The organism is Spirosoma pulveris (assembly GCF_054781875.1).
In genome coordinates this window covers 642,808-667,618 of the sequence record NZ_BAAGTO010000001.1, presented here as the reverse complement: position 1 = coordinate 667,618, position 24,811 = coordinate 642,808, and the positions used below count along the sequence as shown (strand labels likewise).

Below are 24,811 nucleotides of genomic sequence, written 5' to 3'. Positions count from 1 at the left end.
ACCTAACCCGGTAAGCCAATCAGACTAGCCATGAACAAGACACACGTTGACCGTATTCGTCGCTGGCTTCGCCTGACGACCCGTGGGATGTGGTCTTACATGCTGCTGATGCCCTGGTTTGTGCCGCTGATCAGTTATTTGCTCATCGGACAATCGTATCTAAGCCATTGGCGGCCGTTTGTGGGGGCTACTCTGCTTATCTGGCTACTGTCGACAATTGCGTTCATTACCCACGACTGGGCGGCCAACGCCATTGCGCATCGGTATCCCGGTCTGCGACAAACGGTGCTTCGGGCGGGGTTGACCGTGGCTGCATTCTGCGGCTTGTCGGGTACGTTCCTGCTGGTGTACACCTGGTACTTCATCCACTACCGGCCCTTTGGCTCGCAGCTTACCTACAATAACGTATCGAACGTCTATATCTTCGATTTCATCGCCATTCTTCTACTGGTTGGCATCTACGAAACCGCCTACTCGCTTTACCGGTGGCAGCAGCACCAGATGAATAAGGAGAAGCTCAAAAAAGAAAATCTGCAGGGCCAGTTACAAGGGCTGAAAAGTCAGGTCAATCCCCACTTTCTGTTCAACAGCCTCAACTCACTGTCGTCACTGATCGCCGATGAACCCCAGCGGGCGGAGCAGTTTGTCAACGAAATGGCCAGTGTGTACCGATACATGCTCCAGACGAATCGAGAGCCTGCCAAACGGTCGTCTGCTACTCGGCGAAATGACGAAAATAGGGGAGTGGCGGAAGAAGATTCCGACGACGAAGATGCCGATCAACTGACGTCGCTGGAAAGTGAACTGACGTTTATTGAGTCTTACTACCACCTGCTCAAAACACGACACGGGGCCGGACTAGAGTTGACCATTGATGTAAATGAACGATATCGGCAGCACCGGATCCCTCCGCTAACGCTTCAGCTTTTGGTCGAAAATGCGGTGAAACACAACGTCATTCTGGCGAGCCGACCGCTTAAAATCGAAATTTTAACGACCGATGACGGGTTTTTGATCGTCCGGAATAATCTCCAGCGGAAGAATATAAGGTCGGGCCTGAACCGGTTTGAATCAACTCAGTTCGGGCTGATGAATATCCAGGCAAAATACCAGCTACTGGGCTGTTCTCAACTGGCTATCGTGGCCGGTCCTGATAATTTTACGGTTACCTTACCTCTACTGACAAAAACGCAAACGAACCTATGAATGCCCTGATAGTTGAAGATGAAGAATTAGCGGTCCGCAAGCTCAGAAAATTATTGACCGAAGTAGCACCCGACCTGCTCGTAGCGGGCGTAACCGCAAGCATTGATGATACCGTCGACTGGCTGGAAAATTTGCGGTCGACCGGTAAGCCGGAGCCCGATTTGATTTTTCTGGATATCGAACTGGCCGATGGACAGAGCTTCGAGATTTTTGAACGCACCACCGTGCGCAGCACCGTTATTTTTACCACTTCGTACGATGAGTACGCCCTACAGGCTTTTAAGGTGAATAGCATCGACTACCTGCTGAAGCCCGTACAGCGGGAGGATTTGCAGCGCAGCCTCAGGAAATATGAGGACCTCCGCAGCCGGTCTGTCGAAACGCCGAGCGTCAATATTGAAAAGCTTTTGCAACAGCTTCAGAGTCAGGTATCCCGCGATTTTCGCCAGCGGTTTTTGGTGCGCCAGGGCCAGCGAATGCTTTCGGTAGAGGTGGGTGAGATTGCGTACTTTTATACCGAAGATCGCTACAGTTTTTTTGCCATGCATACCGGGCAGAAGTTTTTGGTCGATTACACTCTCGATGAGCTTTCCGATGCCCTTGATCCGGCCCGTTTTTTTCGGATCAATCGGGGGGTTATTGTGACGCATCAGGCCGTGGAGCAGATTCAGCCTTATTTTGGCAATCGGCTGGCCCTGCAATTAAAACCCATCTTCGATAAAGAGGCCCTTGTCAGCCGTGAAAAAGTAAGTGATTTCAAACTCTGGATGGGAAAATGACGACCAAGCTTGTCCGGAATGAATGAGCTTGTTTGAGGCCAAAACTGGTTAGGTCGGCGGGAAGGCGGTATATTTGCGCCATTCTTTTATGTGATCGTACGCCCATGTTTAGTCTCAACAACCTCCTCCGCCCGCACATTCTTACCCTGATGCCTTACTCCTCCGCGCGTGATGAGTATACCGGTAAAGAGGGGGTATTTCTGGATGCCAATGAAAATCCGCTGGGTTCCACTACCACCGGAAACTACAACCGCTACCCCGACCCACACCAGTGGGCCATCAAACAACGGCTGGCGCCCATTAAGGGCGTTCGGCCAGAGCAGATTTTCCTGGGCAATGGCTCCGATGAACCCATCGACCTGCTCGTTCGGGCTACCTGTACGCCAGGGGTCGATTCGGTGCTGATAATGCCGCCAACCTACGGCATGTATGAAGTGTCGGCGTCGATTAACGACGTTAAGATTACGAAAGTCCCCCTAACGCCCGATTTTCTGGTGGATACCGCTGCCGTGCTGGCCGCCATTACCGATACCACAAAACTAATCTGGCTGTGTTCACCCAATAATCCATCGGGTAATTTGCTCCAGCCGGAAGCCATCCGTACAATTCTCGACGCGGCCAAGCAGGCTCTGGTTATTGTCGATGAGGCTTATATCGACTTTGCCGATACGCCATCCTGGACCCGCGAGCTGGATAACTACCCCAATTTGGTTGTGCTTCAGACGTTCTCGAAAGCCTGGGGACTTGCCGCTTTGCGACTCGGTATGTGCTTTGCTTCCGAAGAGTTGATTCGGGTAATGAATAAAATAAAGCCGCCGTATAATATCTCGGCACCCACGCAGGCACTGGCCCTCGAAGCCCTGGGCAATGAGTCCGAAAAGAATGCCATGGTGGCGCAAATCCTCACCGAACGGCAGTCGCTGGCCGATGCATTACGGGCGTTGCCAGCGGTGCAGGTCGTACACTCCTCCGATGCAAATTTTCTTCTCGTTCAGTTTGTGGATGCCAAAGGAACGTTCGAATACCTCATCGGCCAGCAGGTTATTGTCCGTGACCGCTCAAATGTGAAACTTTGCGACGGTTGTCTGCGTATTTCGGTGGGTACATCGACCGAAAACGAGCGGTTGATGGCCGTACTCCGGCAAATGCCCGACGTACTGCCAAGCACTAATTTACCCCTCGGCACGGGCGACGAAGCTACTAAACCCGAACTTGTGTCCAATGCGTGACCGGCCTGTCTGGTAAATCCTGACCCTGTTACGTTGGGGAGTGGAGATGGTCTAAGCAGAACAAACGTTAAATTGCTCTATGAGAAAACTAGTATTGGTAAGTGCACTGGCTTTGCTAGGCTGGCTGACAACATCGAATGCCGCTATGGCTCAATACAACAACTGGTCGGTAGGGGTCCGGCTGGGTGAGCCATCGGGCGTAAACATCCGCAAGTATTTTGGCAATAACCACGCTTTCGACCTGAACATCGGCACCTACGGCGGTCTCTACGGCACCAAACGAAGTTACGGTCCCGGCGATTACAAAACGGTTGGACTGGCCATACAGGGACACTATCTGTGGCACACCGCCCTTACCAAAAGCGAAAGTATTCGGGCCTACTACGGCTTTGGCGGGCAGATCAACAACCGACGAACGTATCCGCTTCGGCTCAATGGCGATTATCAGAATACCCTGTCGCTGGGTGGTTCAGGCATTGGCGGCCTCGAATATTTCCCGGTAAACAAGCCCTATTCATTCTTTCTAGAAACCGGGGCGTATGTCGAGCTGCTCCAGGCACCTTTCTTCCTCAACCTGAACACCGGAATCGGGTTGCGGTATAATTTTTAAAGGGGTACTAGGAGTTTGGAGCGGGGAGTGTGGAGGGCTGACGCGTCATAAATGCCGCCGGATGGCTTCTCACTCCTCGCTTCTCACTCCTCACTCCTAAAAAAACACCCATGTTCAAAATATACAGTTCTTCGGCTGGGTCGGGGAAAACTTATACACTGACGAAAGAGTACCTGAAGCTGGCCTTGCGACCGGGTGAGAAGGATGACTATTTTCGCCGTATTCTGGCCGTTACGTTCACCAACGCAGCCGCCAACGAGATGAAGAACCGGATTCTAAAAAACTTGTCGGAGATGTCCGGGAAGAAGGAATCCCCGCTCCTCAACGAATTGGTTGCTGAACTGTACGACCTTACGCCGGGCACCGACTTTTTCGAGGAAATGAAAATGGAGGTATGCAGCCGGGCCTCCTCTGTTTTTAGAACGATTCTGCACCGGTATGCCGATTTTAGCGTAACCACCATTGACTCCTTCACCCAGCGGGTCGTAATGGCCTTTACGGATGAACTTGGGTTGCCCTATTCGTTCGATGTCGAAATGGATACCGACGAAGTGCTGGAACTGGCCATTGACAACCTCATCGAAAAGGCCGGTACCGACGAGATGGAGGAAATAACGACCATCTTGAGCGAGTACTACACCCATACGGCTGCCGAGGGCAAAAGCTGGAACCAGCTTCCTGAATTGCTGAAAGAGTTTGGTCGAAACCTCACCTCCGACCAGTTTTATGAAGCTGTCAATGCGGCACAGAAATTATCGCCGGGGGCATTGCGGGCCATTCGGTTGCAGTTATTGAACCACAATCAGCAGATCGAAACGGATATTATCGGGCAGGGGCAACGCGCCTGGAAACTGATTACCGATGCGGGGCTGGATGAAGATAATTTTAAAGGCAAGAAGAACAGCGTCGCTGCATATTTTAAAACGATTGCGCTTAAGAATTTTGAAAAAGAGCCAACGGATACGCACCGGAAACAGATTGATTCTGGAGAATGGTGTTTGCCTAAAACTCCAGCTAGTATCACAAATTCAATTGAGTCTATCGCCAGCGAATTATGTTCCTGTTTTGAGCACATAAATCGTATCCGGGAAGAGAGTAACCATCAGGTAACGCTGTTCGATTGTCTGCTGCCCCATCTGCAGAAATTGGCCTTGCTAAAGCAGATGCGGCTGGAGTTCGATGATCTGCTGCGGAAAGACGGCCGGGTACATATCTCCGAATTCAACAAGAAAATTCTGAACATCGTGGCATCGGAACCGGTGCCGTTCCTGTACGAGCGACTGGGAACGAAGTACAACCACATCCTGATCGATGAGTTTCAGGATACGTCGCGGTTGCAGTTTGCTAACCTCCTGCCGCTCATCGAAAACTCTCTGGGTGCGGGCCATTTCAACCTGGCCGTGGGCGATGGAAAGCAGGCCATTTACCGTTTCCGGGGTGGCGATATGGACCAGATTGTTGCCCTGCATCGCAAAGACCTCGATAGTCTGAAACAGGCGCACAACCCCGGCTCCTGGACAGCAGACCGCATCGATATGCTCGACGGGCATCTGAAAGACGAACTTCTGGATACCAACTGGCGCAGTGCCGAACCCATCGTTCACTTCAACAACGACTTTTTTGAGTTTACTGCCCGCAAGTTCGAAATAGACCACCCGAAGCTGACCGATGTCTTCGATGGGCAGAAACTGTTTCATCAGAAGGCGCAGCCCAAGGCTAACATCGCCGGGCATGTACAGATCGACTTTGTGGCAAAGGACGAAGAAACGGATAAAGACCTGACCGCCCGGATGCTCGAAAAAGCGATGGAACACCTGAATAAAGCCCTGGATGATGGCTACAAATACGGTGATATCGCGATTCTGTGCCGCAAGAAATCTCACGCCAAAGCCCTCGCCAACGAGCTCAATGCCCGGCGAATTCCGCTCGTATCGGCCGATTCGCTGTCGCTGGAGTTCTCCGATCCGGTCAAATGGCTGGTGACGCTCATGCAACTACTGCAACGGCCCGACCAGAAACTGCTTCGCTATGAATTGCTGTACCTGTTCCATCGGGTCGTGCAGGATATTTTTCCGGATAATACCCTCACCGCCAAACTGCGAGCCGTTGCGGAAAGTGACATCGACGCCCTCTATGCGTACCTGGCCGAAGAAGGATTTCCTCTCGATCCCTACGCATTGGGGCAACTCAACCCGTACGAACTGGCCGAGCAACTAACTGCGCAGTTTAACCTGTTCAATCAGGCGGAGCATAACCCATTCCTCTTTCGGTTTCTCGACGAAGTGCTGGCGTTTAACCAAAAGCGGAGCGGCCACCTGAGCGACTTTCTATTGTATTGGGAAGGCGTTCGGCAAAAGATTTCGGTGGAGGGCAACGCCCGTAATGCGGTAAGTATCCAGACGGTTCACAAATCGAAAGGTCTTGAGTTTCCTGTAGTTATTATTCCCTTCGCCAACTGGCGGGTGGAACCCATCAACGATAGTACCATCTGGCTCGACCTGAGTGGTATTCGGAGCGATATGCTGACATATGAAGATAGTGTTGGAGAGCTAACCCGGCTGATATCGGCACCCGCCAACACGACCAGTAAACTGCGTGGTGCCCCGGCTGTCGTAGCGGCACAGTATGAAGAGGAACTGACGCGTACCTTTCTGGAAAATATGAATATGCTCTACGTGGCCTTCACCCGACCGACGGATCGGTTGTACGTCATCAGCGAAGCTAAGGATTTCAGCAAAGGCCAGCAGAACACCATTAGCCACTGGCTGCACGCGTTTCTGCGGGATAGTGAGGTGGCCCGCAACTGCGGCTGTGCCTGGCAGGAGGGCGTATTCAGTTACCCGATCAGCCTCTGCGCTGATTATTATCCGCACCATAAAACGGATGAATCCCTCGATGAAATCGTGCTGGATCAAATTGTAAGCGGGCATCGGGGGCAGGACTTACAGCTACGCCGACAGGCCGACCGGATGTTTGATGTCGCTACGTTTGAGCGAACGCGCGAACGCGACCGTAAGCTTTGCGCGGCACTGAGTCTGATCAGGGGGCCTGAAAGCATCGACAAAGTGCTCCGTCAGCTCGTGAGCGAAGGCCTCGTTCGTCAGGTGGAGTGCGACGAACTGAAGCAGAGTTTGCGGATGATTGTTTCGCATCCGGCTTTAGCCGTTCTGTTCGATTCAACCCTGCGTATTGACACAGACCGCAGTATTCTGAGTAATAAACGGGTGCATGGAGCCCCAAACCGCGTAGTGCATTTTCCAGATGGTCGCATTGTGCTGGTGCAGTATGAATCGAAAGTTAGTTTGCCGGTAGGACAGACGACGTCCGAATCGGAAACCGAATTCGAAAAGACGTATTCGCCTGTGGATACCTTGAAATACTTTACCCGTTTGTACCGGGATATGGGCTATGCGGAAGTGGAAGGACGATTAGTGTACCTGGCGGATGTTCCCGAAGTGATGAACGTACTGTAAGAATGTTTGTTAGTTAAGCTATGATGAATATTTCAGAATTTGGTTGCCGAAAAAAGGTTTTAGGCTTACTCTTTATTCTTCAGTCGACATGCTACCTTAATGTTTCCTTGGCACAGTCGCCTTATGCCTTAAAAACGGGCCGGGAACTGACTCTGCTGGGTGCGGGTGTCGCTCCATTTGGTACATCTGTCCTGCTCGGCTCCACTGTTGACCCGCTGACAGCTGGTCAGGTAGCCGGTCTTAACCGCATGGATGTTAACGACTTCGATCGGAAAGCTACCTACCACTGGTCGCCCACTGCCGATAAACTTAGCGATGTAACACTGGCTGGAAATATAGCGACACTGGGCTTGCTGGCTTTGGGCACAAAGCCGATGCGACAGGATTTTAAAACCGTTGCCGTAATGTACATTGAAACGGTGGCGCTATCCAGTGGTATCGAACGGACGATAAAGGCCATTACACAACGGAGCCGGCCTTTTGTCTATAATCCTGCAGCTCCTTTGGAAGAGAAACTAACACGGGATGCCAGCCAGTCGTTTTTCTCCGGCCATGCCACGATTTCCTTCTCTACAGCCGTCTTCACCGGCGAAGTCTTTCGGCATTATTTCCCGCATTCCCGATTAAAACCCGTGGTGTGGGTAGGGGCTCTGGGGCTGGCTTCGGCAACGTCCATCCTGCGTTATGAGGCTGGTTTGCACTACCCAACCGATTTACTGGCGGGAGCTGCATTCGGCTCGCTGGTGGGTTGGGGAATTCCCAAACTGCACGAGGTTAAAAACCAGAGCGAACTGGGCCGCCGACTCGATATACAGCCCTGGAGCAATGGGCTGGCCAATGGAATTTACCTGCGGTTAGCGGTGTTTTCGCGTTAATAAACCGCACGCTGCTATGAACATGCTGATGTTGGGTACGGCTCTTGGGCTCGCGGTGCTGGGGGCTTACATCTGGCGATACAAGGCAATAAATCTTTTATCGAATGTGGATAGCCGCCAAGTCAATCCGTCAAAAAAAGGCGAACTGGCCCGCTACGCAGGTCTGTATTGCGTGGGAATTGGAAGTATCTTTTTTGGACTATCCTTTGTCATTGAACGGTTCACAACAGAAAGAGAGTTACTCCTTGTAATTGGCGCTGCGGTAGTCGTTATCATGATTGCAACGGCTATTTATTTGTCGGGACTGGGGCGTTTTATGAAAAAGTAAGCGGTGCCTGCCGTTCATCTGTGAGTTTTAATGAAATGACCAAAATTACTGAACACATCAAAGCCGCCAACGGCAAACCTATCTTCTCAATTGAAGTCATTCCGCCCATCAAGGGGGACAATCTGAAAAGCCTACTCGACAACATCGAGCCGCTCATGGAGTTCAAACCGCCTTTTATTGACGTCACTTACCACCGCGAAGAATACATTGAACGGCCGCTACCCGATGGCACCATTCAGAAAATAGTGACCCGCAAACGACCTGGCACCGTAGGCATCTGTTCCGCCATTATGCACCGCTTTGGCGTGGACCCCGTGCCACACGTGCTTTGCGGAGGGTTCAGTCGGGAGGAGACCGAAGATTTCCTGATCGACCTGCATTATTTGGGCATCGATAATGCCCTGGTACTTCGTGGCGATCCCGCCAAGCCGTTCTCGACCTTCAAAGCCAAAGAAAATGGTTATTCCTACGCCAGTGAACTGGTTGAGCAGGTTGCCAATATGAACAGGGGTGTTTACCTGCACGAAGAAGACACGGCCCTGGCGCCCAGTAATTTCTGCATTGGTGTAGCGGCTTATCCTGAAAAACATTTCGAAGCCGTTGATCACGATATCGACTTTCAGTACCTCAAACAGAAAATCGATAAAGGGGCGGATTACATCGTAACCCAGATGTTTTTTGACAATGCCAAGTACCTGAACTTTGTGAAGCGTTGTCGGCAGGAGGGTATCATGGTGCCCATTATACCGGGGCTGAAACCACTTAGTACCCGCAAGCATCTTCAGATTCTGCCAAAGCTGTTCCATCTGCACATGCCCGAGGATCTGGTCCGCGCCGTAGAAGCTTGCGAAAACGACCAGCAGGCTCGCCAGGTAGGGGTGGAGTGGTGCATTCAGCAGTGCCGCGAGTTAATAAAAGCGGGTGCCCCCGTTATGCACTTTTACACCATGGGCAAGTCCGACAATATCATGAAAATTGCGCGGGAGGTATTTTAAATAAGCCGTAAACCAATTGTGGGGGTCAAGTGTCAGCGTTAAGCAGCTGACACTTGACCCCCACAGTCATTTTTTTGAAACGAGACTTTACTCGGCCAGGTAGTTGCCCACCCCGACAATAACCGTCGAGAGCACAACCATGGTAATGCCCAGCGAGATCGTACGCATGGTTGGCTTATTGGCGCCCCGCCATTCGTGGAGGTAAAGGCCCCAGAAACTGCTAAAAGCAATAATAAAGGCCATGTGGAGTGTCCAGCCCGAAAAGCGGTATTCCCCCATTTTACTGTCGCCCATGCCGTAGAAGAAGAACTGGAAATACCAGGTAAAGCCAGCCATGGCACAGAAAATAATATTTGTCAATATGGGGGTGGATATATTCCCATAGTCTGTATACGTCTTGTTACGGATGTTCAGGTAGATGGTCCAGATGGCGTTGGTGGTTAGTCCGCCGAGGAGGATAATGACCAGCGCGGCATTGTTCATGTACAACGGGTCCGTCCCATTCTTAACGGCCAGGTCGGCGATGGGCTGCCCGGCGGTGAGGCCGAATGAGAAACAGGCGCTCATAATACCCGAGAATACGGCGACCATCAGCCCTTTACGGATATCGAATTCGGTAATGACAGCCTTTTTCTGTTCATCGGTCAGCGACCGTTCTTTCATCATCCCGGCGATGCCGCAAACGGAAATGCCCAATACGCAAACAGCCAGTCCAAGCATAATGACCTGCCCGGATGTGGTGCCAACCAGCGTGCCAAACTGACCCTGCCAGATGGGCGGTACGAGTGTGCCAAAAACGGCGCAAAGGCCCAGCGTAACGGCCATACCCAGCGACAGGCCTAGATAACGCATGGCCAGGCCGAATGTCAATCCACCAAAGCCCCACAAAACCCCCCAGAAGTACGTCCAGAAAATGGTGTCGCTGGGTGATTTAGCCAGCACATCGAAGAGATTGGGTACGGTAAGTGAACCGAGAAGCAAGGGGGCTGCCAACCAGGAAAACAGACCACCAATCAGCCAGTAACTTTCCCATGCCCAGCCACGGACTTTTTTGTACGGTAGATAAAAACTGCCAGAGGCAAAGCCCCCCAGCGCATGAAAGATAACACCCAGGAATACGGCCACTTTTTCTTAATTTTTTTCGAATGTATTGACTCACTTTACCAAAACTCACCTGTTCTCTCCTGCCCGTTTCTTTAGGACTTATCAATAAAATTATTTAATAACACTAACAGGAGAGTACATGAAGCAGGAGAAAAAATATTGCACTTACTTTGTCTAAAACAAGATTGCTGACGGATACTACTTACTTAATTTCTATGAATACCACGCAAGCGTTCAATTATGTTAGCTACCTCTGGGACGATAAAAAGGCGGCAGAACTGGCTGGCGACGAAGTCGCGCTGTTTATCTATCGCTCAAATCTGCTCGGTGCCGACCTGCGCCTAACGAACTATGCCGGAGGAAATACATCAGTTAAGTTGATGGAAACTAATCCACTGACAGGCGAGCCAGTCGAAGTGATGTGGGTAAAGGGATCGGGTGGAGACATTGGTACGTTAACCAAAAAAGGATGCGCTAATCTCTACGTGGACCGGCTTCATGCGTTGAAAAAGCGGTACCGGGGCCTTGAGTTTGAAGACGAAATGGTTGGCCTCTTCGACCATTGTCTGTTCGACCCCAAATGTGCCGCGCCTTCCATTGATACACCTCTGCATGGCTTGTTGCCATTCAAACATATTGACCACCTCCACCCCGATGCGCTGATTGCCATTGCCGCCAGCCGCGATGGAGAAGCCATCATGCACGAAATCTGGGGCGACCAGCTTGCCTGGCTTCCCTGGCAGCGACCCGGTTTCGACCTGGGCCTGAAACTCGAAGAAACCGTAAAAAATAACCCGAATCTACGGGGTGTTATCCTCGGTGGACACGGCCTGTTCACCTGGGGCGATACGTCTTACGAATCGTACATGAATACGCTGGAAGTCATCGAGCAGGCTTCTGAGTACCTGAATGCCAACTACGGCAAAAAACGCCCGGTATTTGGTGGCCCCGCCCGTGAAAATACAGATGCCGACACCCGCAAGTCGAAGGCCGCAACACTTATGCCGGTTTTACGCGGTCTGGCGTCGGGTCACCGCCGGATGATCGGTCATTTTACCGACGATGCACGGGTACTCGAATTTGTTAACTCCAACGATCTGCCCCGGCTGGCGCGGCTGGGTACCAGCTGCCCTGACCACTTCCTGCGCACCAAAATCCGCCCGCTGGTATTAGACCCCGAACAGCTTTCGGGTGAAGAGAGCAGCGCCTATCTGGACAAAGCCTTCGCGGATTACCGGGCCGATTACGAGGCCTATTACGAGCGCAACAAGCATGACAACAGCCCCGCCATTCGCGACCCGAATCCGGTGGTAATTTTGTGGCCGGGTGTGGGTATGTTCACCTTCGCCAAAGACAAGCAGACGGCACGGGTGGCAGCCGAGTTTTACACCAACGCCATTAACGTAATGAAAGGGGCCGAAGCGGTTTCGGATTACGTGGGCCTGCCCGAGCAGGAAGCATTCGATATCGAATACTGGCTGCTGGAAGAAGCGAAACTTCAGCGGATGCCAAAACCGAAACCACTGTCGGGGAAAATTGCTCTGATTACAGGCAGCGCCGGAGGAATCGGTAAAGCCATCGCCAAAGCGTTTTTGGCCGAAGGAGCCGTTGTGGTGATCAACGACAATGACGCCGACCGGCTGGCCGGTGCCAACGACGAATTTCAGAAGCAATATGGCAAAGATGCCTACGCAGCCGCCCTGCTGGACGTAACGGATTCCGGCACCATTGCCAACGCCTACAGTACCGCTGCGCTCGCCTTTGGCGGGGTCGATATCGTGGTGAACTGCGCTGGCCTGAGCATTTCGAAGCCTATTGAAGAACATACCGAAAAAGACTGGGATTTGCTGTACGACGTGTTGGTGAAAGGTCAGTTCCTGGTAACTCAGCAAGCCGTTGAGGTGATGCGGAAGCAGAAACTGGGCGGTGATGTGCTGAATATTGTCAGCAAAAACGCGCTGGTTTCGGGTCCGAACAATGCCGGTTATGGCTCAGCCAAAGCCGCTCAACTGCACCTGAGTCGCCTGAATGCCGCCGAACTGGGCAAAGACCACATCCGGGTCAATGTCGTGAACCCCGACGCCGTTATCTCCGATTCCAAAATCTGGGCGGGTGCCTGGGCCGAGGGTCGTGCCAAAGCTTATGGCGTGACGGTCGAAGAACTGCCCGGCTATTACGCCAAGCGTACTCTGCTGAACGAAATCATTTTACCAGATGATATCGCCAACGCTTGTCTGGCTTTCGTAAACGGCTTATTGTCAAAGTCAACGGGCAACGTGCTGAACGTCGACGGTGGTGTAGCCATGGCCTTTGTTCGGTAAAAAAAAGTGTACGGTTTATGGCTTTTTGTTTTAAAAGTCATAAACCGTACCGCACAAATAGCTTTTATCTGACCACAAATTTATTTGTGAGGTAGTCAAACGGATCACGCGTCATTATCAACCATTTTAACGGTTGCTCAATTCATCAAACATCATCGGTTGGTAATCCTTAGTGGGCCTTAAACCGGTTAAATTCATCCATGAATGTAACTGTACGATGGTGTTCTTTCTGATTCAGGATGTACACCCGTACGAGGTAAAGATGCCAATCGCTCTTTGTGACAACTGTATACATTCCATTATTTAGAATAGTGGGTACAAAAAAGCATCTAAACCCTTATGAATCTTCAACCCGAACACATCGCCGAGTATAATCAGACGTTGCTGGAAGGTCACCAGCGTAAACTGTCTTACTGGACACAAGAGGTCGCTAAGGCGGAACCAATCATCCAGAAGCTAATTGACTTTCAGATTGCAATACCGAGTTGGGCACTGGGTACCGGCGGCACCCGCTTCGGCCGGTTTCCGGGTGGGGGAGAACCGCGCAGCCTGGAAGAGAAAATTGCCGATGTGGGCCTGCTGCACGCCCTAAACCGCGCCAGTGGTGCTATATCCCTACACATTCCCTGGGACATTCCAACCGATCCGGAGGCTATCAAACAACTTGCGGCTCAACATGGTCTGCGTTTTGATGCTGTTAACTCCAACACCTTTCAGGACCAGCCCGATGCCGAACTGAGTTACAAATTCGGGTCGCTCCAGCATGCCGACCCCGCCGTTCGTCGGCAGGCGATCGACCACAACATTGAGGTGATCCGGCATGGCGTAGCACTGGGCTCTACGGCCCTCACCGTCTGGCTGTCGGATGGTTCCTGTTTTCCCGGGCAGCTTAATTTCCGGAAAGCCTTCGACCGGACACTGTCGAGCCTGGAAGAAATTTACGCGGCCTTACCCGACGACTGGAAAGTCTTTGTCGAGTACAAAGCGTTCGAGCCCAACTTTTATTCGATGACCGTTGGTGACTGGGGCAGCAGCTTCCTCTACGCCAACAAACTCGGCCCGAAAGCGTATACGCTGGTCGATCTGGGTCACCACCTGCCCAATGCCAACATCGAGCAGATCGTTGCAATTCTGCTGCATCAGGGCAAACTGGGTGGTTTCCATTTTAACGATTCCAAGTACGGTGACGACGACCTGACGGCGGGTAGCATCAAACCATATCAGCTTTTCCTCATCTTCACCGAGTTGGTCGACGGCCTGGATGCCAAAGGTATGAACCACGCTACCGACCTAGGCTGGATGATCGACGCCAGCCACAATGTAAAAGACCCGCTCGAAGACCTGCTTCAGTCGGTTGAAGCTATCCAGTTGGCGTATGCCCAGGCCCTGTTAGTTGACCGCGAAGCACTGGAAGAGGCCCGCGAAGCCAACGACGCCGTTCGGGCGCAGGAAATTCTACAGGATGCTTTCCGTACGGATGTTCGGCCACTGGTTGCCGAAGCGCGTCGGCGGGCGGGTGCGTCGCTCAATCCCCTTGGTTTATACCGGCAGTTGGATGTTCGCCAGCAATTGATCGGGGAACGCGGAGCCAAAACAGTTGCTACGGGACTTTAATTAAATGTATGAAACAGGATGTAGGCAGTATGGGTGACAATGTAAATACCTGCCTGCATCCTATATCATACATCAGACATACTATATGGAAAAAACGTCTGCTATTGCCGTCTTCGATATTGGGAAAACCAATAAGAAGCTGTTTCTCTTCGATGAAAGCTACCGGATTGTTCACGAGCGGTCTGAGCAGTTTACGGAGATTACGGATGAGGACGGCGACTTGTGCGAAGATGTTCATCGGCTCACAAACTGGGTAAAAACAGCGCTGGACGAGGTTTTAGCCTTGCCTGATTATGACGTCCGGGCCGTAAACTTCTCAACGTACGGGGCCAGCATGGTCCATGTGGACCAGGAAGGCAAGCCGCTTTGTCCCCTTTATAATTACCTGAAAGCGTATCCGCCTGCACTCCTTCAGCAGTTCTTCGACGCCTACGGGCCAGAAACCAGTATAACCCGCAAAACAGCTTCCCCTTCGCTGGGGAGCCTTAATTCCGGACTTCAATTGTATCGACTCAGGTACGAACAGCCGGATGTAATGGCGAAGCTGGCCTACACGCTGCATTTGCCGCAATACGTAAGTAGCCTGATTACCAACTGGCCGGTTTCTGAACTGACCAGCATCGGGTGCCATACCATGCTCTGGGATTTTGACCGGCAAGGGTATCATGAGTGGGTGGATAGGGAACAGGTGGCCGGATATCTGGCGCCCATCGTACCGTCAGATTCGGCCAAAGCGATGACGTTCAGCGGCAAATCCGTTCAGGTGGGGGTGGGACTGCACGACAGTTCGGCGGCTTTGATTCCGTATCTGGCCTCTACACAGAACGATGGAGAAGTAAACCCCTTTGTGCTGATCTCGACCGGAACCTGGTGCGTGAGCATGAACCCGTTCAATAGTAGCCCGCTCACCGCCGAAGAATTGCAGTACGATTGTCTGAACTACATGCATTACAAAGGGCAGTCTGTCAAATCGTCCCGGTTGTTCGCCGGTTACGAGCACGAACAGCAGATCAAGCGCCTTGCCGGGCATTTTTCTGTTCCCGTCGATCAATACATCAAGGTGGGGTACAATCCTGAAACCATTGAGAAACTGCGCCAGCATGTCAGTCAGGTAACGACCGAAGCCGATGCGAAAGGCAAGCAGCTTTTGTCCATGCAGGGCTCTTTATTTGGGCAGCGTGACCTGGCAGATTTTGCTGATTATGACGAGGCTTACCATCAGCTTATCCTCGATATTGTGGCCCAGCAACTGGTCTCGACTAATCTGGTACTGAACGATACGTCCAGCAGCCGTGTGGTGGTGAAACGGATTTTCGTCGATGGCGGCTTCGGAAAAAACCCGATTTACATGAACCTCCTCGCCCGCGCTTTTCCTGACCTGGATGTGTATGCCGCGTCTGTAGCTCAGGCGTCGGCATTGGGAGCAGCATTGGCTGTACATCATCACTGGAATGCACTGCCCATGCCTACCGATTGCGTTGAGCTCAAAAAGTATACGGGGCCCGTTGTCGCTTAAATTGTTTTAGGTAACTTTTTTAATATGACTAATAAACCGCTTTCTGGCGGCCTTAGGTTGTTATGGCTGTTTGTTGCATTCACTGTACAGGCGCAGAAACTTCCTGCCAGGAAGGAGATTCTGGCAAAAATGACGCTGGCTAATGCCTACTTCATGGCAACGTGGCCCGATCCCGGTCAGGAAATCGTAACCAACAAAACACGCCCCAGTAACATCTGGACGCGGGCCGTCTATTACGAAGGGCTGATGGCTCTGTACAGAATTGATAAAAAGAAACCTTGTTATGATTACGCTCTCGAGTGGGGCGAAAAACACCAGTGGGGCTTGCGAAGCGGTGTCAATACGCGTAATGCGGATGACCAGTGCTGCGGCCAGACCTACATTGACCTTTATCAGTTTGATAAAAAGCCCGAACGACTGCACGACATTAAAGCGTCCATCGATGCGATGGTGAAGAGCGATAAAGTTGATGACTGGAACTGGGTCGATGCCCTGCAAATGGCGATGCCCGTGTTTGCACAGCTAGGCGTGCTGGAGAACGACCGGAGCTATTTCGAGAAGATGTACCAGCTATACATGTACTCGAAAACCCGACACGGCGGCAATGGGCTTTATAATCCAAAAGACGGGTTATGGTGGCGGGATAAGGATTTTGTGCCGCCCTACAAAGAACCAAACGGAAAAGACTGCTACTGGTCGAGGGGGAACGGTTGGGTCGTGGCTGCGCTGGTTCGGGTACTCGACATCTTACCGAAAGACGCTCCCCATCGCGACGAGTATGAGAAAACGTACCTTGAGATGATGCAAGCTCTGCCACCCCTGCAACGAACGGATGGCTTCTGGAATGTGAGCCTGCACGACCCGGCCAACTTCGGTGGCAAAGAACTTACCGGAACGGCCCTGTTCACCTATGGAATGGCCTGGGGGATTAACCACGGCTTGCTGGACGGCAACGTCTACAAACCCATCATCACCAAAGCCTGGAATGCCATGGCTACCGAATCGGTTCACCCGAATGGTTTTCTGGGGTATGTGCAGGGAACGGGCAAAGAGCCCAAGGATGGTCAGCCGGTAACCTACGACAGCAAGCCCGATTTTGAGGATTATGGCCTGGGCTGTTTTCTGCTGGCCGGTACGGAATTGTATAAACTGAAACAATAGGAACACGGATGTAACGGATCAGGACCGCTGTTTATAGCCGTTCTATCTGCTATTTCTGTGTTAATACCAATGAAACCCGATGATGGAAGAAGTAGCGTTTACGATGAAATTAAAGCCGGGCGTTGAGGCCGAATACCAGCGCCGTCATGACGAAATTTGGCCCGAGTTAACCCAGGCCCTACTAGAGGCTGGTATTCGGGATTATTCCATTTACCTCGACCGGAATACAGGAACCCTGTTCGCAGTTCAGAAACGACTGCCCAACCACACCACCGCCGATCTGCCCGGATTGCCCATTATGAAGCGCTGGTGGGCCTACATGGCCGACTTGATGGAGACGAATCCGGATAATTCGCCCGTGGCGACCCCACTGGAACGAGTGTTCCATCAGCATTGATCAAGTAATGTAAACCAGCTATGTTTTATCAAGGGTACATTCCTGTGAGTAGGTACCGTTGCGTTGTGCATTTTTGAGATATGAAAAAATATTTGATCCCCTTCATTGCCTTTCTTGCCTGTACGCTTCAAGACCTTAGGGCGCAACCTACCAGCCCGGCCGTTCTGAAAAGTGAATTCATTTATGAACAGGCTCCCTTCCCGGAATGCCACGCATCTACCATTGCGGAAACATCGCAGCAGGGCTTGATAGCTGCGTGGTTTGGTGGGACGCGTGAGCGGCACCCGGACGTGGGCATCTGGGTAAGTCACCGGTTAGGTTCAGGCTGGACAACGCCCGTTGAAGTGGCTACCGGTGTTCAACCGGACGGCAAACGGTTCCCCTGCTGGAACCCGGTCTTGTTTCAGGTACCTAAAGGTGAGTTGCTGCTGTTCTACAAAGTTGGACCCAGCCCGTCCACCTGGTGGGGGATGCTGAAACGGTCGGCAGATGGCGGGAAGACCTGGTCGGCGGCCGAACGGTTGCCGGATGGAATTGCCGGACCGATCAAGAATAAACCGGTTTTGCTGGCTTCGGGCGTGTTGCTGTGCCCCAGCAGTTCTGAAGACCATAACTGGCGGGTTCATTTTGAGCAAACCAGCGATTGGGGCAAAACCTGGCAGCGAACCGAAGCGATCAACGATGGTGTGAACGACGGCGCTATCCAGCCCAGTATCCTGTTTCATCCCGGCGGGCTGTTACAGGCACTTTGCCGAAGTCAGAAAACGGGTTTCATAGCGGAAACCTGGTCGAAAGATGGGGGGAAAAGCTGGTCTCCGTTAGAAAAAACGACCCTGCCTAACCCAAATTCCGGAACGGATGCTGTTACCCTCGCCGACGGTCGGCAGGTATTGGTGTACAATCCGGTTTCACCGACACCTGGGAAGTCAGGTGGCCTGCGTACCCCGCTGGAAGTCGCTATTTCGGCCGACGGTAAAGTCTGGAAGACACTGGCTGTGCTCGAAAATACCCCCGGTGAGTACTCCTATCCGGCGGTTATCCAAACCGCCGATGGCCTGCTTCAGATTACTTATACCTGGAAACGCCAGCGAATTAGACACGTTGTGATTGATCCGAAGAAAGTGTCTTAGCTAATAGGTTATAGCACTTCCCAATGAAGCTGTATAAACTTTTACAAATTGACCCCAAACAAGCGCGTTTTTGTCATTCCGACGAAGGAGGAATCTTCGGTAATTACTGCACACCTCCTCACTCGACGATTCCTCCTTCGTCGGAATGACAAAAACACCGTCAAGCTTAAATCTCAAATAGGATTGATGGTAATCTGTTGATTATTAAGTGGTTGTAATTTAAATTTACCTTTTTTTTGATAATTTTTGAAACGAGATAGGGGTGAGGTTCAACTTGGTTGTCATTCAGCAAAAACAAATACAACCAGTTGTTATGAAACCAACGTCCAACCCATTATTCAGTCTCATTTTAATCGCTTTGTTACTCAGCTTAGCCAGCTGTTCACTAATCCGCGAGGATGCCGGACCCTATCAGGGTGATACACAAACGTATGCTTTCACCGGATTCGACCGGGTCGATATGGGGAGTGCTTTTAACATCACCGTACAGCAGGGAAACACCTTTTCGGTAGTGGTAGAAGGCGACCGGCGAAATCTGAATGACCTTGATGTGTATACGCGGAATGGTACGCTCTATGCCCGGTACCGAAACCCCCGTCGGAGGGAGTACCAAACTGCGTTTACAATTACAATGCCAACGCTCCGGGCTGTTGATTTTTCCGGTGCCAGCCGCTCGACGGTGCGTGGTTTTTCTAACATAGAAAACCTCGACATCGCCTTATCGGGTGCTTCTGAAAGTCAGGTTTCGGCTCCGGCCAGTCGGCTGAATGTTGTCTTGTCCGGTGCTTCTGTCCTGCGGTTGACCGGACAGGGAACTTCCCTCACGAGCGACCTGTCGGGTGCATCGTTAATACAGGCATTTGGCTACCCCGTAGATCAGGCAAATGTAGTCGTTTCGGGGGCCAGTAAAGCAAACATCAATGTGGGCACCTCACTGGTAGTCAAGGCCAGTGGTGCCAGCACCGTACGTTATCGGGGTACACCAACGGTGCAGCAACAACTGAGTGGTGCCAGTTCAGTACAGAAAGAATAAGGTATTGGTTAACGGCCGAATAAATAACCATTGATTGACAGGCAGTTCTACAAGAAACGGGACTTTACTCAAAATTGAGTAAAGTCCCGTTTCTTGTAGAACTGCCTGTCAATTACGGCTGAACGGCTGCTGTGCTGTCCGCCTTTTTCTTGGCTTCTTCTTTGTTTTTCTTCTTAAAGAAACCGCGCAGCAGGAAATTACTTTGAGCCGCTTTAAGGTCTTCATTGAGTAAAACCGATCCCTGACTTAAATTCTTCAATGTAGTTCGGAGATTGGCAGCCGTTTCCTGGTCGGTTAGCAGCACGCCCAGTGGGCTGTTCGTATTGTTCAGCTTTTCCGAGGCCCGGTTCAGGTTTTGGGACGTTTGTCCCAGCGTAGCTACCGTCGTATTAGCCGATTTAGCCGCGCCCTCCAGTGAAGCTGCGGAGCGGCTCAGACGTCGAAAAATGGTAGTATCGGTCACTAATTCGTGCGCCAGCGTTCCTTTCGTATTCAGGCGGGCGGCAAACTGCGAAACAGAGCCCGTCATTTTTACCGTGTTGCCCGAAGCCACTTCCAGATTACGCATAGCCTTTTTGAAATTCTCGGCTACCAACGAATCGGTCAGAACAGCACCTACGGTGCCTTTCCCGCGCCGGAGATTACCAACCAGTTCCTTAAAATCATTGGTTACTTTGAGCAGGTTGTTATTGTTTTCCTGCAGCGTTGCCATGATCTGGTCGGAACTCAACGCGGCCGATGTTTTAATCCGGTCGCCGTCTTCAACTTCCGGGTGGCTGGTAGTACCGCCCGCAATGACCACGATCTTGTTGCCGATCAGCCCGTCGGAGCTGATCGTTGCGTCGGCGTCTTTCCGGATGTACTGTTTCGAACTTTCCTCAATGTTCATGTCCACTTCAACCTGCGCATTGCCGTAAAAGCTGATTCGCTTAACAGTGCCAATCTTTACGCCCGAAAACCAGACGTTGTTTCCCACTTTAAGGCCACCCACGTCTTTAAAAACAGCCATGAGTTTAAAGCTTTTTGTAAAACGTTTTTGTTGACCGCCCAGTACAAACACCCCGGCAACGAAAATGATGATGCCCAGCAGGACAAAGATGCCAACGACAACGGAGCGTTTGTTCGATTCTGTACTCATTGAATAGGTTTGATTTTAATGTACGGTATACTGTTTATAGTAGTGAATGTTATAAACCGTATACAGAAAACTGGAAACGTGCCAGACTGTTTAATTCACAAACTTGTAATTGTAAAACTGCTGTATCCGCTCATCAGGGTCGGCGAATACCTCGTCAAACGGACCTACCCGCTCAAATTTCCCGTCGAGCAGCATAGCCACCCGGTCGCCGGTAGTTTTGGCACAGGTCAGGTCGTGGGTAATGATGATTGACGTAGCCCCAAATCGCTCCCGGACTTCATTGATGAGGTTGTTGATCTCGATACTTGTAATCGGGTCCAGCCCGGCCGTGGGCTCATCATAGAGCATAATATCAGGCTTCAGGATGAGCGTCCGGGCAATACCAATCCGTTTTCGTTGCCCGCCCGATAGCTCGGCCGGCATCTGGTTGATTGTTTGGGAAAGGCCCACGTCGTCCAGTGCTTCTTCGACGGCCTTATCAATTTCTCCGCGGCTCAGGTTCCGGACGTTCCGCACCAGTGGAAATTCGAGGTTTTCGCGGATGCTCATGCTGTCGTACAGGGCACTGCTCTGAAACGAGAAGCCCACTTTCTGCCGGAACAAGTCCAGTTCTTTACCCTGCAAGGTTTCGACATCCTGTCCGAGCACAAGGATTTTGCCTGCATCGGGTTTGAGCAGGCCAACCATGAGTTTGATCAACACCGATTTACCCGTTCCCGACCGCCCCAGTACGGCTACATTTTCGCCCCGGCTTACCTCCAGATCGACTCCTCGCAGGACGTGAAGATCACCGAAAGACTTTCGAAGCCCTTTAATTGAAATTACAGATTCAGTAGATGGTGTCATTGTATATAAGAGCGCTTTCACTTTTGATCAACTTCCCCGAATGGCGCCTACAATTTGCAGGGAGAGGAGTTCTTCGATAAACACTAAAAACATAGAGGTAACGACGGCTGAGTTTGCCGCTTTCCCAACACCTTCCGTGCCTTTCGATGAGTGATAGCCTTTGTAGCAACCCACCATGCCAATGGTAAAACCAAAAACAATTGATTTAAGTACGGAGGCAAAAATATCCAGGTAAGTGATCGCGCCAAAAACCTCCTGCATGAACGACGTAAAGCTTGTCTGCTCGTTCTGGTTGACGTTGATGTACGCGCCAATCAGGCCCACAAAAATGGTGTACATCGTTAGCAGCGGAATGGTAAACGATGTGGCCAGAACACGGGTAACGACCAGAAATTTGAAGGGGTCGGTGCCGGAAACTTCCATGGCATCGATCTGCTCGGTTACGTTCATCGACCCCAGCTCGGCTCCAATGCTCGATCCCACTTTGCCCGCAGCAATAAGTGCCGTTACGAGCGGCCCCAGCGCCCGAACGATGGCGATGGCTATGAGTGAGGGCAGCCATGATGTAGCACCAAATTCGGATAGAGACGGGCGGGATTGGTTCGTGAAGACAATACCCGTGATGAAGCCCGTTGTGGAGATCAGCAGCAACGAGCGAAAGCCGACTTCGTAACACTGACGAACAATCTCTTTAAATTCGTAAGGAGGCAAGAGAGCTTCCCGAAAGAAACGGCCCACAAAGGACGAAACATCCGCTAAGCCAAGTAAAAATCTATCAAGCCGCCGGGTAACAACGGGCCGATCTGAAGCACGACCAGTAGTTTTTGTAGTATCAGACTGCATTCAAAAAATGGAGGGAAAGCCGACGGGATACGCCCTGCCGGATGTAGAGGTATAACTGATTTAGACGATTAGGGTTTTGGTTGAACTTGAGTTAATCGGTTTGCCATGACTTTTCCGACTAAAAATTGCCTCAGCGGTAAAAAAACTGTGCAAATGTGCCTTTTTTTTAATGAAATAGTCTCATCAGGAATCTATCAAGAGAAACCGGTGGGAAAGGAACATAAAAAAACGACCTTTGTAGCCCATATGACCCGTCTGCCGATGGGTTGGCCAGTTGCTTATGATTACCATTGGACGAATAAATACCCTGACAGCCCTGCGCGAAACAAGCGTTGGCTACTTCCTGGGCGACCTGTCTGACCGACGGACGCAGGATTTTAATAACGATTTACTACTTCCGAATAAATACGTTCCCGACACACTTTCGGTCGATGATGATATCGATGTGTTCGTATATACCGATTCGGAAGATCGGCCGATTGCGACGACCCTGACGCCCGCCATTCAGCGGGATGAGTTTGCCAGCCTGGAAGTCGTTGCCGTGACCAGTGCGGGGGCGTTTCTGGACTGGGGACTGGAAAAAGACCTGCTGGTACCCCACCGCGAACAGGCCCGCCCTATGGAAGTGGGCCAGTGGTACGTGGTATTCATGTATCTTGATGAGAGCACTAACCGGCTGGTGGCGTCGAGTAAAGTAAGCCGATTTCTGGACGAGGATGTACGAGACCTGCAGGTTGGCGATGAGGTGCAGCTGCTGGCTTACGAACTTACCGATCTGGGCGTCAATGTAATCATCAACAACCGGTATAAAGGGTTGGTATACAGCAATGAGATATTTCGGACAGTCCGCCCCGGCGATCCGCTGATCGGCTACATAAAGAATATTCGGGACGATAACCGGGTAGATGTAAGCCTGCAGCGGACAGGTTACGAAAACGTGGAGCCGAATGCCCGGCGGATTCTGGCTACGTTGAAAGCCGAAAATGGATTTCTTCCCCTTACGGATAATACCTCGCCGGAAATAATCTATGAAACCCTCGAAATGAGCAAGAAGACGTTCAAGAAAGCCATTGGCACCCTCTACCGGGAGCGTAAGATCGTTCTGGAAGAGAAGGGTATCCGGTTGGTTTAACGACTGAAGAAAAGAAGGGTTAACCACAAAGGTCACAGAGGACTATTTCTCTGTGGCCTTTGTGGTTAACCCTTCTTTTTCTCAAAATGGAGGGCTTTGTGTACTAACTGGCACGTTCCAGAACGAACCGGTTAAACGGATGGTAAGCCGTTTGCGTTTCGGGGGTCAAAAAAGACGAATAATCATCCGGGCGAGACAGGATCTCTTTATAAAGCAGCACTCGATATAGATAATACCGGGTTTCGCGCGGCAGAGTCATCCGGTAGTAGTCACGGTGGTCGTTCCGTTTAAGCTGATTTTTCATATAGCCCGGCCCGACATTGTAGGCCGCAGCGACCAGCGACCAGGAACCCAACTGGTCGTACAATTTTCGCAGATACCGGCAGGCAGCAACAGTAGCTTTCTGAACATTGAACCGCTCATCTGTTTTGCCGCTTACCTTGAGCCCCAGCGCACGGGCGGTACCCGGCATCAACTGCCAGTAGCCTGCCGCCCCGGCCCGCGAAACAGCTTTGGGTCGTAAGGCACTTTCGGCAAGCGGAACATACCGAAAATCGTCCGGAATCTCATATTCCTCCAGTATTGGGTCGATAATCGGGAAAAAAGCCTCCGCCCGCTGGCGAAGATTACCTAAATCGCTGGAGTGACTCCGGAAAAGCGTGAACACATGCTTCCAGCGGTCAACAACATCGGTCTGGTCGAGGGGTAAACATTCACCACAAAAATTAACGTCGAGGAGCGGTAAGTCGGGCGCACTCGTTGTCGCAGGAACAAGCATCGTAGATACATCCGTCCGGCGAGTCAGGAGACAGGTCGCGTCAGACCGCGTTACTGCACTGGTTTTGGAAGGGTGAAAATTAGGGAGTGCCGAAGAGCCCACAGCGGGTGCAATCAGCTTGGCGGCAACCGTGACAGCCGGGCGAATGATGGCCATCAACAGAGGAAATCCTACTTTTTTCAACAAAACTAAATCAGGTTGGTAATTAGTCTATAACGAAACTAGGTTTTAATTAGTGCCTTGATAATCAATATTATATATAGGGATTGTTAATATGAAGCGGGAGTTTTGGCTGAAAGAATG

General features: G+C 51.4%; 21 protein-coding genes. 16 read left to right on the top strand and 5 right to left on the bottom strand.

Going from position 1 to position 24,811, the window contains the following annotated elements:
* The first annotated feature begins 30 nt into the window (after positions 1-30).
* The 8 genes from ACYVJM_RS02720 (at position 31) to metF (ending at position 9,495) form a co-directional block, all read left to right on the top strand.
* Positions 31-1,206 (top strand): sensor histidine kinase, encoded by a 1,176-nt coding sequence (locus ACYVJM_RS02720; RefSeq protein WP_461146664.1) that lies wholly within the window; start codon positions 31-33, stop codon positions 1,204-1,206.
* Positions 1,203-1,985 (top strand): LytR/AlgR family response regulator transcription factor, encoded by a 783-nt coding sequence (locus tag ACYVJM_RS02715; protein WP_461146663.1) that lies wholly within the window; start codon positions 1,203-1,205, stop codon positions 1,983-1,985. Before ACYVJM_RS02720 ends, ACYVJM_RS02715 begins: the two co-directional genes overlap by 4 nt.
* A 104-nt stretch (positions 1,986-2,089) precedes the next feature.
* Entirely contained in the window at positions 2,090-3,214 is a 1,125-nt protein-coding gene (gene hisC / locus ACYVJM_RS02710) for a histidinol-phosphate transaminase (RefSeq protein ID WP_461146662.1), read from the top strand.
* A gap of 79 nt (positions 3,215-3,293) precedes the next feature.
* The gene (locus ACYVJM_RS02705) at positions 3,294-3,824 is read left to right on the top strand and encodes a hypothetical protein (protein ID WP_461146661.1); all 531 of its coding nucleotides are present in this window, start codon (positions 3,294-3,296) and stop codon (positions 3,822-3,824) included.
* 110 nt (positions 3,825-3,934) lie between these two features.
* Positions 3,935-7,297, top strand: a complete 3,363-nt coding sequence (locus ACYVJM_RS02700; RefSeq protein ID WP_461146660.1) for a UvrD-helicase domain-containing protein — start codon at positions 3,935-3,937, stop codon at positions 7,295-7,297.
* Positions 7,298-7,404: 107 nt separating this feature from the next.
* On the top strand, positions 7,405-8,172 hold the full coding sequence (locus tag ACYVJM_RS02695) for a phosphatase PAP2 family protein (RefSeq protein ID WP_461146659.1): 768 nt from the start codon (positions 7,405-7,407) through the stop codon (positions 8,170-8,172).
* 16 nt (positions 8,173-8,188) lie between these two features.
* Positions 8,189-8,500 (top strand): hypothetical protein, encoded by a 312-nt coding sequence (locus ACYVJM_RS02690; RefSeq protein ID WP_461146658.1) that lies wholly within the window; start codon positions 8,189-8,191, stop codon positions 8,498-8,500.
* 35 nt (positions 8,501-8,535) lie between these two features.
* Positions 8,536-9,495, top strand: coding sequence for a methylenetetrahydrofolate reductase [NAD(P)H] (gene metF, locus ACYVJM_RS02685; protein ID WP_461146657.1), 960 nt, complete (start codon positions 8,536-8,538; stop codon positions 9,493-9,495).
* A gap of 87 nt (positions 9,496-9,582) precedes the next feature.
* Here metF and rhaT read toward each other — a convergent pair whose 3' ends face one another.
* A complete protein-coding gene (rhaT, locus tag ACYVJM_RS02680) occupies positions 9,583-10,620 on the bottom strand; it encodes an L-rhamnose/proton symporter RhaT (RefSeq protein ID WP_461146656.1) in 1,038 nt (345 codons plus the stop codon).
* Between the two features lie 194 nt (positions 10,621-10,814).
* On the opposite strand from rhaT, the gene ACYVJM_RS02675 reads away from it, so the two are divergent.
* The 7 genes from ACYVJM_RS02675 (at position 10,815) to ACYVJM_RS02645 (ending at position 19,771) form a co-directional block, all read left to right on the top strand.
* Complete coding sequence (locus ACYVJM_RS02675) at positions 10,815-12,920, top strand: bifunctional aldolase/short-chain dehydrogenase (RefSeq protein WP_461146655.1); 2,106 nt, start codon at positions 10,815-10,817, stop codon at positions 12,918-12,920.
* 339 nt (positions 12,921-13,259) lie between these two features.
* Positions 13,260-14,534 (top strand): sugar isomerase, encoded by a 1,275-nt coding sequence (locus tag ACYVJM_RS02670; RefSeq protein WP_461146654.1) that lies wholly within the window; start codon positions 13,260-13,262, stop codon positions 14,532-14,534.
* Positions 14,535-14,619: 85 nt separating this feature from the next.
* On the top strand, positions 14,620-16,050 hold the full coding sequence (locus ACYVJM_RS02665) for an FGGY-family carbohydrate kinase (RefSeq protein WP_461146653.1): 1,431 nt from the start codon (positions 14,620-14,622) through the stop codon (positions 16,048-16,050).
* Between the two features lie 24 nt (positions 16,051-16,074).
* A complete protein-coding gene (locus ACYVJM_RS02660; RefSeq protein WP_461146652.1) occupies positions 16,075-17,211 on the top strand; it encodes a glycoside hydrolase family 88/105 protein in 1,137 nt (378 codons plus the stop codon).
* Between the two features lie 82 nt (positions 17,212-17,293).
* Positions 17,294-17,608: an L-rhamnose mutarotase gene (rhaM, locus tag ACYVJM_RS02655; protein WP_461147722.1), complete on the top strand. Its 315-nt coding sequence runs from the start codon at positions 17,294-17,296 to the stop codon at positions 17,606-17,608.
* Positions 17,609-17,688: 80 nt separating this feature from the next.
* A complete protein-coding gene (locus ACYVJM_RS02650) occupies positions 17,689-18,738 on the top strand; it encodes a sialidase family protein (RefSeq protein ID WP_461146651.1) in 1,050 nt (349 codons plus the stop codon).
* A gap of 313 nt (positions 18,739-19,051) precedes the next feature.
* Positions 19,052-19,771, top strand: coding sequence for a head GIN domain-containing protein (locus ACYVJM_RS02645; protein WP_461146650.1), 720 nt, complete (start codon positions 19,052-19,054; stop codon positions 19,769-19,771).
* Between the two features lie 112 nt (positions 19,772-19,883).
* On the opposite strand, the gene ACYVJM_RS02640 is transcribed toward ACYVJM_RS02645, so the two are convergent.
* The 3 genes from ACYVJM_RS02640 to ACYVJM_RS02630 all read right to left on the bottom strand — a co-directional run bounded on the left by ACYVJM_RS02640 (position 19,884) and on the right by ACYVJM_RS02630 (position 22,598).
* Positions 19,884-20,909: an MlaD family protein gene (locus ACYVJM_RS02640; RefSeq protein WP_461146649.1), complete on the bottom strand. Its 1,026-nt coding sequence runs from the start codon at positions 20,907-20,909 to the stop codon at positions 19,884-19,886.
* A 90-nt stretch (positions 20,910-20,999) separates the two neighbouring features.
* Positions 21,000-21,755, bottom strand: a complete 756-nt coding sequence (locus tag ACYVJM_RS02635) for an ABC transporter ATP-binding protein (RefSeq protein WP_461146648.1) — start codon at positions 21,753-21,755, stop codon at positions 21,000-21,002.
* A gap of 27 nt (positions 21,756-21,782) precedes the next feature.
* Complete coding sequence (locus ACYVJM_RS02630) at positions 21,783-22,598, bottom strand: MlaE family ABC transporter permease (RefSeq protein ID WP_461146647.1); 816 nt, start codon at positions 22,596-22,598, stop codon at positions 21,783-21,785.
* Positions 22,599-22,878: 280 nt separating this feature from the next.
* Between ACYVJM_RS02630 and ACYVJM_RS02625 the strand changes: the two genes are divergently transcribed.
* Complete coding sequence (locus tag ACYVJM_RS02625; RefSeq protein ID WP_461146646.1) at positions 22,879-23,730, top strand: CvfB family protein; 852 nt, start codon at positions 22,879-22,881, stop codon at positions 23,728-23,730.
* A gap of 103 nt (positions 23,731-23,833) precedes the next feature.
* On the opposite strand, the gene ACYVJM_RS02620 is transcribed toward ACYVJM_RS02625, so the two are convergent.
* Positions 23,834-24,691 carry a lytic transglycosylase domain-containing protein gene (locus ACYVJM_RS02620; RefSeq protein ID WP_461146645.1) on the bottom strand — a complete coding sequence of 286 codons (858 nt, stop codon included), beginning with the start codon at positions 24,689-24,691 and terminating at the stop codon, positions 23,834-23,836.
* Positions 24,692-24,811 lie beyond the last annotated feature (120 nt).

What these genes read in the sequence shown, in the direction of transcription:
- ACYVJM_RS02720 (WP_461146664.1), top strand. Translation starts at nt 31, where the DNA reads ATGAACAAGACACACGTTGACCGTATTCGTCGCTGGCTTCGCCTGACG.
- ACYVJM_RS02715 (WP_461146663.1), top strand. Translation starts at nt 1,203, where the DNA reads ATGAATGCCCTGATAGTTGAAGATGAAGAATTAGCGGTCCGCAAGCTC.
- hisC (WP_461146662.1), top strand. Translation starts at nt 2,090, where the DNA reads ATGTTTAGTCTCAACAACCTCCTCCGCCCGCACATTCTTACCCTGATG.
- ACYVJM_RS02705 (WP_461146661.1), top strand. Translation starts at nt 3,294, where the DNA reads ATGAGAAAACTAGTATTGGTAAGTGCACTGGCTTTGCTAGGCTGGCTG.
- ACYVJM_RS02700 (WP_461146660.1), top strand. Translation starts at nt 3,935, where the DNA reads ATGTTCAAAATATACAGTTCTTCGGCTGGGTCGGGGAAAACTTATACA.
- ACYVJM_RS02690 (WP_461146658.1), top strand. Translation starts at nt 8,189, where the DNA reads ATGAACATGCTGATGTTGGGTACGGCTCTTGGGCTCGCGGTGCTGGGG.
- metF (WP_461146657.1), top strand. Translation starts at nt 8,536, where the DNA reads ATGACCAAAATTACTGAACACATCAAAGCCGCCAACGGCAAACCTATC.
- ACYVJM_RS02675 (WP_461146655.1), top strand. Translation starts at nt 10,815, where the DNA reads ATGAATACCACGCAAGCGTTCAATTATGTTAGCTACCTCTGGGACGAT.
- ACYVJM_RS02670 (WP_461146654.1), top strand. Translation starts at nt 13,260, where the DNA reads ATGAATCTTCAACCCGAACACATCGCCGAGTATAATCAGACGTTGCTG.
- ACYVJM_RS02665 (WP_461146653.1), top strand. Translation starts at nt 14,620, where the DNA reads ATGGAAAAAACGTCTGCTATTGCCGTCTTCGATATTGGGAAAACCAAT.
- ACYVJM_RS02660 (WP_461146652.1), top strand. Translation starts at nt 16,075, where the DNA reads ATGACTAATAAACCGCTTTCTGGCGGCCTTAGGTTGTTATGGCTGTTT.
- rhaM (WP_461147722.1), top strand. Translation starts at nt 17,294, where the DNA reads ATGGAAGAAGTAGCGTTTACGATGAAATTAAAGCCGGGCGTTGAGGCC.
- ACYVJM_RS02650 (WP_461146651.1), top strand. Translation starts at nt 17,689, where the DNA reads ATGAAAAAATATTTGATCCCCTTCATTGCCTTTCTTGCCTGTACGCTT.
- ACYVJM_RS02645 (WP_461146650.1), top strand. Translation starts at nt 19,052, where the DNA reads ATGAAACCAACGTCCAACCCATTATTCAGTCTCATTTTAATCGCTTTG.
- ACYVJM_RS02640 (WP_461146649.1), bottom strand. Translation starts at nt 20,909, where the DNA reads ATGAGTACAGAATCGAACAAACGCTCCGTTGTCGTTGGCATCTTTGTC.
- ACYVJM_RS02635 (WP_461146648.1), bottom strand. Translation starts at nt 21,755, where the DNA reads ATGACACCATCTACTGAATCTGTAATTTCAATTAAAGGGCTTCGAAAG.
- ACYVJM_RS02630 (WP_461146647.1), bottom strand. Translation starts at nt 22,598, where the DNA reads ATGCAGTCTGATACTACAAAAACTACTGGTCGTGCTTCAGATCGGCCC.
- ACYVJM_RS02625 (WP_461146646.1), top strand. Translation starts at nt 22,879, where the DNA reads ATGATTACCATTGGACGAATAAATACCCTGACAGCCCTGCGCGAAACA.